Source organism: Leadbettera azotonutricia ZAS-9, assembly GCF_000214355.1.
In the GTDB taxonomy this organism is placed as follows: domain Bacteria; phylum Spirochaetota; class Spirochaetia; order Treponematales; family Breznakiellaceae; genus Leadbettera; species Leadbettera azotonutricia.
In genome coordinates this window covers 2,751,911-2,766,438 of record NC_015577.1, presented here as the reverse complement: position 1 = coordinate 2,766,438, position 14,528 = coordinate 2,751,911, and the positions used below count along the sequence as shown (strand labels likewise).

12 protein-coding genes are annotated in these 14,528 nt (G+C 51.6%); 5 read left to right on the top strand and 7 right to left on the bottom strand.

The features are described 5' to 3' along the window. Nucleotides 1-27: 27 nt before the first annotated feature. Nucleotides 28-1,536: a Do family serine endopeptidase gene (locus TREAZ_RS12075; RefSeq protein WP_015712151.1), complete on the top strand. Its 1,509-nt coding sequence runs from the start codon at nucleotides 28-30 to the stop codon at nucleotides 1,534-1,536. Here TREAZ_RS12075 and TREAZ_RS12070 read toward each other — a convergent pair. Continuing rightward, nucleotides 1,533-2,666 (bottom strand): hypothetical protein, encoded by a 1,134-nt coding sequence (locus TREAZ_RS12070; protein ID WP_015712150.1) that lies wholly within the window; start codon nucleotides 2,664-2,666, stop codon nucleotides 1,533-1,535. The genes TREAZ_RS12075 and TREAZ_RS12070 overlap by 4 nt on opposite strands. 11 nt (nucleotides 2,667-2,677) lie before the next feature. Beyond that, nucleotides 2,678-5,311 (bottom strand): PQQ-binding-like beta-propeller repeat protein, encoded by a 2,634-nt coding sequence (locus TREAZ_RS12065; protein ID WP_015712149.1) that lies wholly within the window; start codon nucleotides 5,309-5,311, stop codon nucleotides 2,678-2,680. A gap of 99 nt (nucleotides 5,312-5,410) precedes the next feature. Here TREAZ_RS12065 and TREAZ_RS12060 point away from each other — a divergent pair, with 99 nt between their 5' ends. Continuing rightward, a complete protein-coding gene (locus tag TREAZ_RS12060) occupies nucleotides 5,411-6,400 on the top strand; it encodes a Gfo/Idh/MocA family protein (RefSeq protein WP_015712148.1) in 990 nt (329 codons plus the stop codon). 50 nt (nucleotides 6,401-6,450) lie between these two features. On the opposite strand, the gene mutL is transcribed toward TREAZ_RS12060, so the two are convergent. The 5 genes from mutL to TREAZ_RS17465 are packed head-to-tail and all read right to left on the bottom strand — an operon-like array spanning nucleotide 6,451 to nucleotide 11,499. After that, nucleotides 6,451-8,187 carry a DNA mismatch repair endonuclease MutL gene (gene mutL, locus TREAZ_RS12055; protein ID WP_015712147.1) on the bottom strand — a complete coding sequence of 579 codons (1,737 nt, stop codon included), beginning with the start codon at nucleotides 8,185-8,187 and terminating at the stop codon, nucleotides 6,451-6,453. Next, nucleotides 8,184-8,417, bottom strand: a complete 234-nt coding sequence (xseB, locus tag TREAZ_RS12050; protein WP_043923495.1) for an exodeoxyribonuclease VII small subunit — start codon at nucleotides 8,415-8,417, stop codon at nucleotides 8,184-8,186. The genes mutL and xseB overlap by 4 nt, the downstream gene beginning before the upstream one ends. A gap of 37 nt (nucleotides 8,418-8,454) precedes the next feature. Further along, nucleotides 8,455-9,663, bottom strand: coding sequence for an exodeoxyribonuclease VII large subunit (xseA, locus tag TREAZ_RS12045; protein WP_043923494.1), 1,209 nt, complete (start codon nucleotides 9,661-9,663; stop codon nucleotides 8,455-8,457). Between the two features lie 59 nt (nucleotides 9,664-9,722). Continuing rightward, the gene (argA, locus tag TREAZ_RS12040; RefSeq protein WP_015712144.1) at nucleotides 9,723-11,045 is read right to left on the bottom strand and encodes an amino-acid N-acetyltransferase; all 1,323 of its coding nucleotides are present in this window, start codon (nucleotides 11,043-11,045) and stop codon (nucleotides 9,723-9,725) included. A gap of 58 nt (nucleotides 11,046-11,103) precedes the next feature. Next, nucleotides 11,104-11,499 carry a hypothetical protein gene (locus tag TREAZ_RS17465; RefSeq protein WP_052297683.1) on the bottom strand — a complete coding sequence of 132 codons (396 nt, stop codon included), beginning with the start codon at nucleotides 11,497-11,499 and terminating at the stop codon, nucleotides 11,104-11,106. A gap of 57 nt (nucleotides 11,500-11,556) precedes the next feature. Here TREAZ_RS17465 and TREAZ_RS12030 point away from each other — a divergent pair, with 57 nt between their 5' ends. The 3 genes from TREAZ_RS12030 (at nucleotide 11,557) to TREAZ_RS12020 (ending at nucleotide 14,338) form a co-directional block, all read left to right on the top strand. Beyond that, the gene (locus TREAZ_RS12030) at nucleotides 11,557-12,915 is read left to right on the top strand and encodes an MATE family efflux transporter (RefSeq protein WP_148257807.1); all 1,359 of its coding nucleotides are present in this window, start codon (nucleotides 11,557-11,559) and stop codon (nucleotides 12,913-12,915) included. Nucleotides 12,916-13,259: 344 nt separating this feature from the next. Further along, nucleotides 13,260-13,820: a bifunctional transcriptional activator/DNA repair enzyme AdaA gene (locus TREAZ_RS12025; RefSeq protein ID WP_015712140.1), complete on the top strand. Its 561-nt coding sequence runs from the start codon at nucleotides 13,260-13,262 to the stop codon at nucleotides 13,818-13,820. Nucleotides 13,821-13,870: 50 nt separating this feature from the next. Beyond that, on the top strand, nucleotides 13,871-14,338 hold the full coding sequence (locus TREAZ_RS12020) for a methylated-DNA--[protein]-cysteine S-methyltransferase (protein WP_015712139.1): 468 nt from the start codon (nucleotides 13,871-13,873) through the stop codon (nucleotides 14,336-14,338). The last annotated feature ends 190 nt before the right edge of the window (nucleotides 14,339-14,528 follow it).

Sequence of the window (14,528 nt, the reverse complement as noted above, 5' to 3'; positions counted from 1 at the left end):
CGTGATATACAGATTTAAGGAGCAAGCATGAATCTCTCACAGAAATTGTCATCGAAGAAATTCTTTATCTTCAACCTGGTGCTCATAGGGGTAATCTTTGGGTTTTCCCTGGCTTTCCTTTCATTTTCCTGTTCCACACCCCGGGCAAAGGCGCAGGCCCAGGAAACGCCGACTGTGGTGATACCTCAGGATGCCCTCGCCATAGCTGAGGGCCTCCAGACGGCGTTCCGTTCGGTTTCCGATAAGGTGCTGCCCTCGGTGGTGGAGATTAAAACAATCACCGTAAGCCGCCGGCAAGCCCAGAACTTCAATGGCATACCCTGGGAATTCTTTTTCGGCCCCCGGGGGAATGGCCAGGAAAATAGCCAGCCTGAAAGGGAACAGCGATCCCAGGGTCTTGGTTCGGGCATCATAGTCAGGCAGAACAAGGATCTGTACTACGTGCTTACCAATAATCACGTGGTGGATGGGGCAAACGAAATCCAGATAGCTACCAAGGATGGCAAAGAATACACGGCAGAGCTGGTCGGGAAAGACAGCCGCCGCGATCTTGCCATGGTTTCCTTCAAGACTTCTGATTTTTTCCCTCTGGCGGTGCTGGGCAATTCAGACGATGTCAAAGTGGGCGATTGGGCCATTGCCATGGGCAACCCCCTGGGGGAGCAGTTTTCTTTTTCTGTGACCATGGGCATAGTGAGCGCCGTTGGCCGGACCAACGGGCCTGCGGGAAACATCAACGATTTTATCCAGACCGATGCCCCCATTAACCAGGGGAACTCGGGCGGTCCCCTGGTTAACATCAGGGGCGAGGTTGTGGGAATCAATACCTGGATTGCCAGCAATAACGGCGGCGGTTCAGTGGGCCTCGGCTTTGCCATTCCCATCAACAATTCAAAACGCACCATCGATGAATTCATTAATTCAGGTTCCACCAATGACGGCTGGCTCGGCGTTTCCCTCATCGACCCCGACAAGGATCTGCTTTCGGCCCTTGGCATCGAGGGCAAACGGGGCGCATTGGCTTCCCAGGTCTTCCTGGGTTCGCCTGCGGACAAGGGCGGCATCAGGGCCGGCGACTTCATCACCCATGTGGACAAGAAAGAAGTGCGCAGCTCTACCCCCCTTACCCAGATGGTTGGGGATCTCAGGCCCGGCGACAAGGCGGTCTTTACGGTGATACGCGACGGCGCTTCCCGCGATTTTGAAGTCAAGATTGAAGCCCGCACCGACGAGGTGGCAGCAGAAAACAAGAAACTCTGGCCCGGCCTCTTTGTAGTGTCCCTCACCGATGCAGTGCGAACAAGCCTGCAGCTCGATAAGGACGCTCAGGGCCTCTATGTCGCCCAGGTGATTCCCGAAACCCCCGCAGCCATCATAGGCCTCCAGAGGGGCGACAGAATTACTGCGATAAATGAAACGCCTGTAAAAGACATTGCCTCGTTCTATAAAGCGCTGAGGGAAAAGACCGACAAGGAATTGTGGTTCACCTTTATCAGGAACGAGACCACATTGGATTCCCTCAAGTTCAAGCGTTAAGGAGCAAGTTTCTTAAGCATTGCAAGATATGCTGAACCCCGGAGTTTTTCTCCGGGGTTAAAATTTTTCCCGTCCGGCAAAGACATGAATTCGGATTCCACGCAGCCCAGGATTGAATCAAAGAAAGGCGAGAGCAAGGGCAGATCCTGTATTGGGCTTCTGGCATTTGGGGTATTGGCATACCTCGACGCGTAACGGGAGAGCAGCCCTCTGTTGCTCCTGTTCTCTGCATAAAGATGCCAGAGGAACCATGCGGCCCCTGAGCGGAGCACCTCATCGCCGATTTTTGGTTTTGTTTGGGGCCATTCGGTCAAGCTAATGTCCTGGGTGGGGGGGATAAAGGAACGATCCAGGAGGCGGCTGAATATTTCTTCGGCTTTCCAATCCCTGCCCGCAGTGAGGAAACGCAGCAAATCCGTTTCAGTTTTGGTGATCTCTATTAAATCCTTCCAGTCTATCCATTCATGCTGCATGAGGGTTATGGATTTGTTCCCCGCTTCTATATCATGCAGTTCCCATGCCCTGTCCCTGGCAGGCTGGTATATCTCGCGGTAGAAGGGCTTGCCTTCCAGGAGGCCGAAGGCAAGGTCAAAGGATGCCACAGCTTCGGCAAAGCGGTTGAGTTCGAGGAGTATCCTGCCCCTTTCGAGGCTTAATTCCCCGGGGCCGTTTGATTCCCCCCCGGCAGGGGCTGCCAGGTCTTCGAGGCTTAATGCGCTGTCTACAATAATAAGCCGCTTTTGCCTGTCCCGCTCAAGACGCGCTTCCAATAGCACGGCCGGCCAGTTTCCGGGAGCTAAAGTTTGGGATTTTTTAAGCTCCCGCTGGGCATCGGGGGTTTTGTTTTCCAAAAGGCTGAGCCTTCCTGACCATGCCGCGAGGAGGGCCTGGAAGTCGGCATCGGGGATGCCCTCTTTTTCGAGTTCCTCGGTTTTTCTGCGGGCAGAGGCAAGGGCATTGGCGGCAGGGGCAGCTTCGAGCCTGACTATTGTTTCCTCAAGCTCTTCGATGCTTGCCCTGGCAGATTCGTCCATGCTGGAGATGAGGAGATCCTTTTGCACTGATTGGCAGGAAATCGCAAACATACTAATTAGCAGTAATACACTTAATTTGGATGAAAATGGCTTCATTCTTAATCCCCTTATCTGAACTGCCAGCGGTATATCTTGTTGTCCATTCCGGCTCCGATAATTTCCATTTTCCCGTTTCCCGACAATTCGGTAAAGGCGGGCCGCCCCCAAATGGGGAGGGGGAACCCTTCGAGGGACTGGAAATTGCGGTTGTAGCCGTGCAGGGTATTGCCTTCCCCGGAGATAAATATTTCAGCCTTGCCATTACCATCCGTATCCACGGCGGTGATATAGCCATTTTCTTTTACTTCCAGGTTGGGTATCTTTTGGGAGAGACGGTCCCCGGAAGGGCTTATCTGGTAGAGGGTGCCGTCCTGGGCTATGACCCAGAGGAAAGTCCCGTCAAAAACAGGCTGAAGGTAGAATACGCCCTCAAGTTCCAGGGGGAAGCCCTGGAGGAGCATGCCTTGATCGTCATACAGGTAAAGTTCCCCGGCCTGGCTTATAAAGGCAGCATGGAGTTTGTTTTGATAGGTAAAGGGGAGGGGAGAGCCGAAGGCGATGCCCGAAACATAGGCAGGCCAGCCGGGGAGGGCTGCGCCGCTGGATGCATCCTGAACCCAGATTTCCCCCAGGAAGCTTTTTGGATATGAGGCAGCATAGATTTTGTTTTGCACCGTGAGGAACGAGGGAGGGGATCGCAGGGCAGTACTGTAAGCAGTGCCCCATTTTGCCGCCGAAGCCTTGTCATCTATGGTGTGAACAGAACCATCCTCGTCGGAGAGGAAAAGTTTGCCGCCCTGGGAAACCGGGGCTGCGGAAATGCGTATGCCGGTGATAAGGGGGAAGCCCTTGAGGGGTTCAAAATCGCGATCGGCAAGTACCACCCTGCCCTGGGAGCTTACTATCCATACCCCACCCTGTATGCCGTCGGCAGGAATTATCCAGAGATTCCCGGGGAGGGGGAATTCTTTTATGCTCCTGTCCAGGGCGTTTATTGAAACAGCGGTGTTGTCTTTAGTGAGGAGTATCCTCCCTTCGTTCCCCCTGCCTATAGCGTATACCCGGTTGCCTGCTCTTCCGCCCAGATCAAGGGGATAACCCTGAACCGGAATGAGGCCCTTCCCTGAACCGGGAACAGCCTGGAGGTTTATTTCCATCCTGTTTTTTTCGAGGGAAAGCTGCAGCAGCCCCTGGCGATAGGCTCGCAGTATTACGCTTACTATTGCGTTACCCCTGAGGAAGAAGGGGAGGGAACGATCCAAAGAATAGAAGATGCCGAAGCTTGATTTGCCGGGACCTGGTTTTGCAAGACCCTGCCAGAGATCCGTCCGGATTAAGGTTTCATTTTTCCGCACCGCATTCACTGCGGCCAGCAGTGATTCCGCGGATTCCGAGAGGAAGAGGTACCCATTATGGACAGTATAATAAGGAGAAGGGATACGCACCCCCATGGAGAGGAGGAGGGAAGAAAGAAAATTCGGCATCTCGATACGGGGCAAGCGGTTGCCGTCCAGATTAAGATTGATGTTCTCGTTCAGCACAATTGATTTGAAAGCCTTGCTGAAAACTTCCTGCCGCTTTTTTTCATCCTTTACTTCCATAAGGATAACCGGGTTCGGCCTTCCTGCCATACCGAAGACGGCAAACTCTTCCCCTGTCCATGAATAGAGAAGTTCCTCTATATTCATGCCCAAAAGCCTGCGCGAAGAAGTGTCCGCTGTTTTCCATGGCTCCTGCACACCGGCGCCCGGTACTGAAGCCGCCGCGTCCATGATCGTGCGGAGAGGGCCGGCTGCCAGTATGGTGGCATATTGGGCATTATTAGGCAGAATGCGGTTGAGGCCAACAGCCGGAGAATTCCTTGCCAGGACATTTTCGATTTCCCTGCTATTCGACGAGAGGGATGCGGCAATATTTATCCCGAGCTGTTTGGGCTCTATGGTTAAAGCCGCTTCGATGGATTCCCGGAACTGGGTATCCTCAAGGACAGAAACGATCATGGGGTCTGAATCTTTCAGGATTTTTTTTAAGTATTCAGGCGAGAGGAGGAAGGCGATATCAAAATTCCTGGCATAAAAAATTTTATTGTCCCGCCCCCGGCGGTCTTCATCCCGGGAAGTTCCATCCAGCACCGATTCAAAAAGCTTTGAGTCATTGGCAATGATGAGCAGGTTATGCCAGGGGCCTGCATAAAAAACCTTCCCGTCTTCCATGCGGTATTCAAAGCGGGAATTCTTCCCTGCCTGCACATAGTAGAGCCCCTTTATCGAAATTCTGCCCGCGATTAAGGGCAATGCTTTGAGCAGCGGGGAGAGGACGCCGGCATCCCAGGCCCCAAGGATTTTCCCGTCCGCCATGAGGGCAGCGTCGAGCCTGCCTCGCAGGGCAAATCTGGTCCACTTGCTTTCATGTATGCCGCTGCTGCGGAACTGTTCAATGCCCGGCAATGCAGGGGTCAGCTCCGGAAGCGCAAGGATCTCCGGAAGGCTTTCGTGGGCCAGGAGCCGTTCTGCAAGCTTTACCGGGTTGGGCACCCTGGCGTAAAGGGCGAAAGAATCGGGTATCACCTCGTCGGGCGCAATGCGTCCAATGAACGAAAGCCCCATGGCAATGACGGGGATAAGTATAATAACCGCAATGAGTATGAGAAAGGCCCTGAGGATTTTCAGAGCCAGGGGTGTTTTTTTGCCATTGTCTTTCACAATGCTTTATTTTCACCTCTAAAGGGAAAAAAATCAACGACCAAAAGATCCTTCTTGTAAGGTCCTGCGCTTTAGGATATTTTAGAACAAAGGAGAATCATGAAAAAGACAATTAACTGGGCCTTGGCAGGTACCGGGGGCATTACCAATCATTTTTTCGTCGGACTTAGAGCGGCTGAAGGCGCTTGCATAAAAGCGGCAGTTTCGCGCACTAAAGAGAATGCTGATAAGTTCGCTGCCCAATATGGCATTGAAAAGGCCTTTGATAGTTTTGATAACATGCTGGAAGACCCTGCGATAGACGCAGTCTACATCGGCACTCCCCATACTACGCACCGGGATATGGTCGTTAAAGCCCTGAAGGCGAAAAAAGCAGTGCTCTGCGAAAAACCTACAGCCATCAACGCAGGCGAATTAAAAGAGATGATAGGGGCAGCCCGGGACAATAAAACTTTTTTTATGGAAGCCATGTGGACGCGGTTCACACCGCCGCTCTGTAAAGTGCGGGAATGGCTGAGCCAGGGGTTCATTGGCGAGGTAAAGATGGTGCAGGCCAATTTCGGCTTTAGCACTGACTTGAATCCCCAGGGCAGGCTTTTTAATCTTGAGCTTGGAGGCGGAAGCCTCCTGGATGCGGGAATCTATCCCCTGTCCCTTGCCTCAATGGTTTTCGGCGGGAAGAAGCCCGAGAAGATAAGTTCCCAGGCTTATTTCGGCGAAACCGGGGTTGATGAGGAAGCTGCAGTTATCCTTTCTTATGGCGGCCCCCGCATAGCTTACGCTGCTTCTGCGATACGCACAGCCATGGTAAATGACGGCTGGATTTACGGAACTCAAGGCAGGATACATTTGCCGGGTTTTGTGTTTTCCCATAAAGCGATCCTCATGCTTGACGGCCGTTATGACTATACCTACGAACCTGATTTTTATTCCAACGGTTATAATTACGAAGCCGAGGCAGTCATGGACTGCATACGGGAAGGCAAGACCGAAAGCGAAGTGATGCCCTGGGCCGAATCGCTGGTGCTCATGGAAACAATGGATGAAATCAGAAGGCAATGGAATTTTAAATATCCCTGCGAAAGATAAGAAAAATCGGGGCACAGGGAGCGGTGTCGCATCCCGAAGCCTTTTTTTTCTTATATTCTTTTAACTGCTTTTAGGAGATTTTCCCTGCTGAGTTCGAAGTAGATGGGGCGGCCATGGGGGCATAGGTGCACCGGGAGCATCAGGGCTTCTTCGGCAAATGCCAGGGCAGAAGCGGGGTCGAGGTAGTCGCCGTCTTTTATGGCGCCGTGGCAGGAGAGGGTTGCGGCCCAGCGTTCGGCTATGTCTTCGCCTGCGTCTTTGAGTTCCAGGATCGCCTGAACGGTTTTTTCATCATTTAAGCGCCAATCGGCGGGCAGGGCTTCGATGAGCCATTCGCCGTCGCCTTCTGTTATCTCAATGCCAAGTTTTTCCAAATCGGTCTGCCTTGTTTTGAGGAAGCTGTCGTCTTCGCTGCTTTCAACGGTGAATGGTATGGATACCAGGAGTTCCTGTTTGGGTATGGGCGAATTCAGAAAACGGTCATAGAGTATGCGTTCGTGGGCCGCGTGCTGATCGATGATGAAGAGGCGGTCTTCTTTTTGCGCCAGGATAAAGAGATCGAAAAGCCTGCCCAGGTAGCGTATAGAGCCGGTTTTGGCAGTGCCGGGATTCCCTTGTTGATCGGCATAAGGGGGGCTGCCTTCCGCTGCCCAGCCTGTGCGAAAGGAGACGAATTCGGGCGGTTTTGAAAGCAGCGCTTCCATCGCCATACGGCTACTTTCGTTATTAGCAGCAAAAGTGTCAAAATGAAATTCTCTGCCTGTGTTTTCGTCTGTCGGAGCTGTGCTTAAATTCCGGTGATGGCAAAAGTCCCGCAGGGCCGATGTTATTGCGTGGTGAATAGAGCCGGGAGCTGCAAAGCGGACCTCCCGCTTGGCGGGATGTATGTTGAAATCTGCCAGGGCAGGATCTATGTCCACAAATACAGCCCCCACAGGGTGGGTCCCGTTGGGGAACCAGCCCTGCACTCCGTATTCCAGGGCTTGGGTGAGGGAGTAATCCTGTATACGCCTACCGTTAGCGAAAATGTATTGCTGCCTTTTGTCGTTTCGGAATATCTCGGGCCCGCCTACTACTATTACTGCCGAAAAACCTGTCCCTGAGGCTGCTATCTCGTGGAGGAAGGAAGCTTCATTTCCCGATATAACAATTTGGCTGAAACGTTCTTTTAAGGAGGATGCAGGGGAAAGAAAGGTTTTAAGAGTGCCGTCCTGCATGAACCTGAAGCCGAGGCTGGGGAATGCCATTGCTTTATCGTTGAATATAGCCTTGCAGGACGCAGCCTCGCTGCCTTCGCGTTTGAGGAAGCGTTTCCGTGCAGGGATAGTGTCGAAAAGCCCCAGAGCCCTGACACTGGTTCCCCGGGAACGGAGGCTTTGTTCCAGGAGAGGAGGGGATTTTTCCCCGGGCCCTACATCGAGCTTCCAGGCCTCCCTGCCGTTTTGACTGGTCAATATTTCCAAGTGCGATACTGCTGATGCTGCGGCCAGCGCCTCGCCCCTAAAACCCAGGGTCTCGGCAATTTTTAGGTCATCGAGAGAACGGATTTTGCTTGTGGCATGGGTAAGCCAGCAGAGTTCCAGATCTTCTTTTGCCATGCCTTCGCCGTCGTCGCTAACCTCTGTGCGTATGATGCCCCCTCCCTCAATGCTTACTTCCACAAGAGAGCAACCGGCATCAATGGCGTTATCCATGAATTCCCGCACTAATGCTGCGGGCCTGTCTATCACTTCACCGGCTGCGATTTTTCGCGCTTCTTCCGGCGGGAGAACCTGAATCTTTGTCATTCTTCGTTGTCGAACAATTCCAATTCAGGGCTTTCGCTCACTTTGGCTTCCGGGCCGTTCATGAGTATCTCGATGCGGCTTTCGATTTTTTCCAGATCTTTTTCCAGTGCTTTCGTCAGGCGTATGCCTTCTTCGAATGACATGAGAGCCTCTTCCAGGGGAATGTCGGGCTTGCGGATTTGTTCCCCCAGGCTTTCCAGCCGCTCAAGCCTCTCTTCAAATGTCCTGATTTTATCTGTCTGTGTTTTTGCCTTTGCCATATTTTCCTCACTCTTTCTCTTGTGCTGCTTCAACAGTAGCAGTAATAATGCCTTCCAGGGGCCTGATGCTGAGCCTGTCGCCTGGCTTTACTTCTGTAAAACGGCGTATCGCTTTTCCTGTGCGTTCGTCTATGACTATCGAAAATCCCCGCTCTAAAATAGAGAGAGGGCTTCCGGCTTCGAGCCCCCTGCGTGCCAGTTCTATTCTGCGGCGGAATCCTTCGACTTTTGTTTCAAGATTATTGAGCAGGGCATCCTTGGCATCGTCAAAACGCACAAGCCTCGGCTGGAGTATAGCCCTGAAGCGGTATTCAAGATCCTCCATGTTGAATGGTTTTGCCAAAAGCCTCACCCTCTCGATACGGGCCCTTATGGTTTCGTATAAAAAATCCCGCAGCATGGCGATAGATTCCAGGGCTTCCTCGCGGTTGGCGCTGACCAATTCGGCAGCAGCTGAAGGGGTAGGGGCTCTGAGGTCTGCCGCAAAATCCGAGAGCGCCCAGTTTATCTCATGCCCTACGGCGCTTACCACAGGAATCGCCGATGCAGCCACAGCCCTCACCACCCGTTCCTCTGAAAAGGGGAGAAGGTCTTCGAGGGAGCCGCCGCCCCGTCCCACGATAAGGACGTCCGCCAGATTCCATTGGTTGGCCTGCTCAATGCGCCGGGCAATGATCTCCGCTGCCTCCGTGCCCTGCACCGGCGCCGGCAAAACAACCACCTTAACCCCGCCCGCCCTTCGCTTCAATATGTTGAGTATATCCTGAAGGGCAGCCCCCTCGGGCGAAGTTACAACCCCAATAGCCTTGGGGAATCTGGGAATAGGTTTTTTCCGGCCCTCGTCAAAAAGCCCCTCTGCGGCAAGCTTCTCCTTCCTCTGTTCCAGCATAGCCAGAATATCGCCTGCCCCGGCCTGCTCCATCTCCTCGCAGACAATGGAATAGGTCCCCCTCTGGGCATAAACCGAAAGACTTCCCTTAACCCTGAGGAGCATACCGTCCCTGGGCTTAAACGAAAGATAGCGCAGGCGGTTTTTGAACATTACCCCCGAAATGGCGGCAGTGCCGTCCTTCAAGGTAAAGTAAAGATGCCCCGTAGTCGAAGGCTTGCAGTTCGAAAGTTCCCCCTCCACCACCACCGAGGGGAAGGCCCCCTCAAGGTTTCGGCGTATAAGGTCGGTGAGTTCAGAAACTGTCAGTTTGCGGGAATCATCCATGGGAATAGTATAAAGAGGGCGCACATTTATTGCAAATACCTTGCAGGGAGTTTTTCTCCCTACAGCCCCAGGGCAAATACTTTGCTGTTCCGTATGCGGTCATAGATTCGCCGTTTCTTCTCCGGGAGGCTGTCCACAGGGGCTTCCTTGAAACCCAGGCCTTCGAACCAGTCGTGGCTGCGGGTAGTGAGGACAAAGACACGCTTCATGCCTTGCTTTTTGGCTTTGTCTATGAAGTAGCGGACTATGCGTCTACCCAAGCCCATGTCGGCATAAGAGGGGTCTGTGGCAATGGCAGCGATTTCGCCCTGATTCTCGCCCCAGTCGTGGAGGGCGCCGCAGGCGTGGATTTGGCTGTCTATTACAAATACTGCGTAATCCTGCTTCTTCTGCTGTATGTCTTCGGGGGTACGCCTTAGGAGTATGCCCTGCTGCATGAGGGGTTCCATGAGGCGGAGTATGTCGGGTACGTCCTGGCTTCTCAGGCTTCTGATGGATTCGTATTCATCGGCGTAGACCATGGTGCCGGCGCCAAGGTTGGAGAAAAGTTCCTTGAGCACTGCGCCTTCTTCGCCGCCGTCAATTATGTGAACCCGCTCTATGCCGGCTATTGAGGCTTTGACCGCCAGGGCTAATTCGCCCAGGGCTTTGTCATCTTTGTTGTTGGGGGAGTTGAGTTCCAGGATGCGGCCTGCTTCCTGGGGGGTAAGCCTGATGATTCTGCCGTTCTCTCCGGTTTCTATGCCGTCGGGGATCTGGTAAGCGCCCTTTTTGACGCCTCCGCTCAGGGAGATGATGAAAAGCTTGACCGCCCGCAGGTTTGCTGCCGCAGACAGGGCGATTTCATCCGAGGGCACATTGTAGGATTTCCCCGAAGGGCTCCAGCCTATGCAGGGCAAAATGGGGACCATGCCAAGTTCCTGGATGCGGTGTATGGAATCGATGTAGAATTTGTCCACCGCCCCTGTGTGTTCCATATCCACGCCGCCTATGACTCCCAATCCCCGGGCCCGGACAAAGTTGCCTATCACCGCATCGACCCGGCTGCCTGAAAAGCCTGTTACAAAACGGGTAGCGGAGTTAAAGGCAGCCATTTCAACAAAGGGCATGGCGTCTTCGGTGGTGATGCGCACAGAGCCATTGTAGCTTGAGACTATATCGTATTCTTTGAGGACCGCGTCTATCCATTCCTTTGCCCCGGGGACTATCACCACCCGGAAGCCTGTCTTTGCCAGGAGGGCTAAATCCTTCACCAAAGAGGTGAAGAGCGGATCCTCGGTCACGGGAAAATCAATCTTAAAAACCATGGTAGAACCATCGAAGCGGCTTTGATAATGAAAGGCTTCCCTGATGAGATCTACCTGGGACGATATGCTATCCATATATCCATGATAGTACAAAAAAGGCTTTTGGTGAAGCTTGGGGGGCCTACGGCCCCACTTATACGGTGAGGCTAAAGACCGCCCCGGCCTGGGCCGTGGGGGAGGGGATATAGGGCATGGCCGCACTGGCTGCCTTGGCTTGCTGTATCTGGGTTTTATAAAAATCGATCATTGCGTCAATATGCTCGTCGGAGACCGGAGCGCCCATGGCAAGGGCATTAGTTCCCTGTTTTTTTGTCTGTGAAAGCTGCTCAATGAGTACGTCGAGAATTTTGAGCTTGGAAATAGACACGCCCCTTGACCCTTCCGGAGCAGGAACCCCTGAAACATGCTGAAAATGGGAATATATAAGGGAGGCAGGGGCAACAGGAAAAGACATTCTTCCATTGCCGGAAGCGTTTATCGCGTATCCTACGCTGGGGATAGCATTATTTGGTATAACCCCATGGATCATTTTCCTTTCTCCTTCTATTCTATAATCGGAATACTGGAGAATATTATTAGCGTTGAGATGAAAAAGCCTTCACTTTTCGGCGACAAAGAATTTTATCGGAGCCTTTTAACCATAGCTGTTCCCATCATGCTGCAGAACCTCATCAATTCATTGGTGAATATGCTGGATACCATAATGATAGGCAGGCTGGGGACTGTGGAGATAGCGGCGGTGGGGCTGGGGAACCAGGTCTTTTTCCTCTATAACCTTTTCCTCTTTGGGATCTGTTCAGGAGGCGCCATCTTTACCGCCCAGTTCTGGGGCAAAGGGGATGTTCAGGGTATACGCAAGAACATGGGTTTCTGCATGACCTTGAATGTGATGGTTGCGGCTGTTTATACCCTGGCGGCTGTCTTTTTTCCCGAGACCCTTATCGGGATTTATTCCCGGGATCCCCTGGTGATTGAGGCAGGGGCAGCCTACCTCAAGGTTTTAGCCCCTTCTTTTGCGCCCTTTGCTTTAAGCCTTGCCCTTGTGCTGACCCTCAGATCGGTGGAAAGAGTGCGCCTTGCCATTGCGGCTACCCTTATAGCCCTTTCCCTCAACGCGGTACTGAATTATCTTTTGATTTTTGGCATAGGCCCATTCCCGGTGATGGGGGTAAGGGGGGCTGCACTTGCAACGGTGATCTCCCGTTATGTTGAGGCTATCGTCCTTTTTGTTGTGAGCTATGCCCGCCATTATGCGCCCGCAGGGAGGCTCAAGGAGCTTCTTGCGTTTAATATGGCATATGCCGGCCGTTTTTTTAGGCTGGCGCTTCCGGTGATTTTCAATGAAGGGCTTTGGTCCATGGGCGTCACCATGCAGAACCTTATCTTTGCCCGTACCCACACCGACGCTATAGCAGCTTTTAATATTACCAATACGGTGTCACAGCTTACCTGGGTTGTTTTTATTGGTCTTGGGAACGGGGTTGCAGTTCTTATAGGGAAGAAGATAGGCGAAGGGAAGGAACAGGAGGCAAGGGAATATGCTTCCCGCATTACCCGTTTTTCCCCTGTTGTTTCCATCGGGGCAATACTGATACTGTTGCCTTTAACACAATTACTGCCATTTGTTTTTAATGTGAACCCCTCGGTACTGGCAATCACTACCCAGATGTTTATAGTGCTCTGCTGCGCCTATCCTTTTCGGGCTTTCAATATGGCAGCTATGATAGGGGTCTGCAGGGCAGGGGGCGACACGGTCTTTTGCATCATCTACGATACAGCCCTTATGTGGATAGTTGCCCTTCCCCTGGGGGCCATTGCAAGCTTTGTTTTTAAAGCCCCTGTGTGGGTCATTTACCTGTGCATCAATGGCGAAGAAATGATCAAGGTGCTCCTTGGCATTTGGCGTTTAAGAACAGGCAAATGGCTGCACAATGTGGTTAATTAATGTCTATGCCTTAGTGTGAAATAATTAATAAGAGGGCTTCGCATACAAGGAAAAGAAAATCTCACACCAAGGCACAAAGAACACAAAAGAAGAGGAAAAGGGCCTACCCGCTTTCTCCCATTTTTAATTGGCAGTTTTTTCCTGCTCTTCTGTAATTATTCATTTCCCCCTTTCCCTCCCCCGCGCAAGCGGGCTCTTCTTCGTGTCCTTTGGGTAAAATTTTTTTTCGCAATATGTTGGGCCAGAAGGTCGTCTTTTGTATGAATTAGATCCTGAAAACGAGTAAGACAAACTAAATCCAACATGGTAAACTACCTTTAACTGCAAGCTAGGAGGTGTGAGTAGTGCAATTTACAGACGATGAAATGTGGAAGGCTACCGTGGATTGCGATACCAGCTACGGTGGGAAATTTTTCTATGCCGTTAAAACGGTCGGCGTATATTGCCGTCCATCCTGTAAATCAAGAACGCCGCTCCGTAAAAATGTATGCTATTTTGAAACGCCCCAAGAAGCAGAAAAGGCCGGGTTCCGTCCCTGCAAGCGCTGTCGGCCTGACCTCTCGGACTATGCGCCGGTATTGGAAATTGTCCGGCATACAAAAGAATTGATAGACGGCTATTACCATAACCGGGAAGGACTTACAGAAAAAATGAAGCAATTAGGGATAAGCTCCGGGCATTTAACTGCTATTTTTAAGCAGCAATATGGTATGACGCCAATTCAATACCTTCGTCAGCTGCAGACAGAATATGCCAAAAAAATGCTTGTGGAAACCGATATGCCCATTATAGACATTGCCTTTGATATTGGGTTTGACAGCCTGAGCGCATTTTATACGTTTTTCAGAAAACACACCGGAACAACGCCTAAGGAATACCGCATAAATAAGATGGTTCAAAAATGAACCGCAAAGTTGCGCGAAGGCACGCAAAGGAAAAACAAAAGGAGCTACCTATGAAAAGTGTATGGTTCTATGATTCCCCTGTCGGCACAATTGGGATTGCCGAAGAAAATGGTGCTTTAACCCATGTGTGTTTGAACGGCAATAAACATTTAGAGAGCTTTGAAAACATCGAAACGCCATTGCTTAAAAAAGCGGCGCTGCAATTAACAGAATACTTTAACGGCAGCCGGAGCGTGTTTGATGTACCCATGTCCCCGCATGGAACTGACTTTCAGTTGGCTGTATGGAGAAGCTTGCAATCTATCCCCATAGGCGCTACACGCAGTTACCAGGATATAGCCATTCAAATTGGAAACCCAAAAGCAAGCCGGGCCATCGGCATGGCCAATAAATACAATCCTATATTGATTATCATTCCCTGCCACCGTATAATCGGATCGAATAATAATTTAACCGGATACATCGGCGGGCTGTCTGCCAAAAAGTATTTGCTGGATCTGGAGAAAAAATACGTCTGAGCATTATTTTAAATACGGAAAAAAGAAATTGCCTGGCTAAAATCGCAAGATCCCATTTTAGGCGCCGCGATAGATGAAATCGGACATATCTATCGGCCAGTTATTCCCGATATATTCATGGCCCTGATATATTCAATTGTTGGACAGCAGAAATGCTGATGGTCTTTTCCATGCAGCGTCCCAACATTAT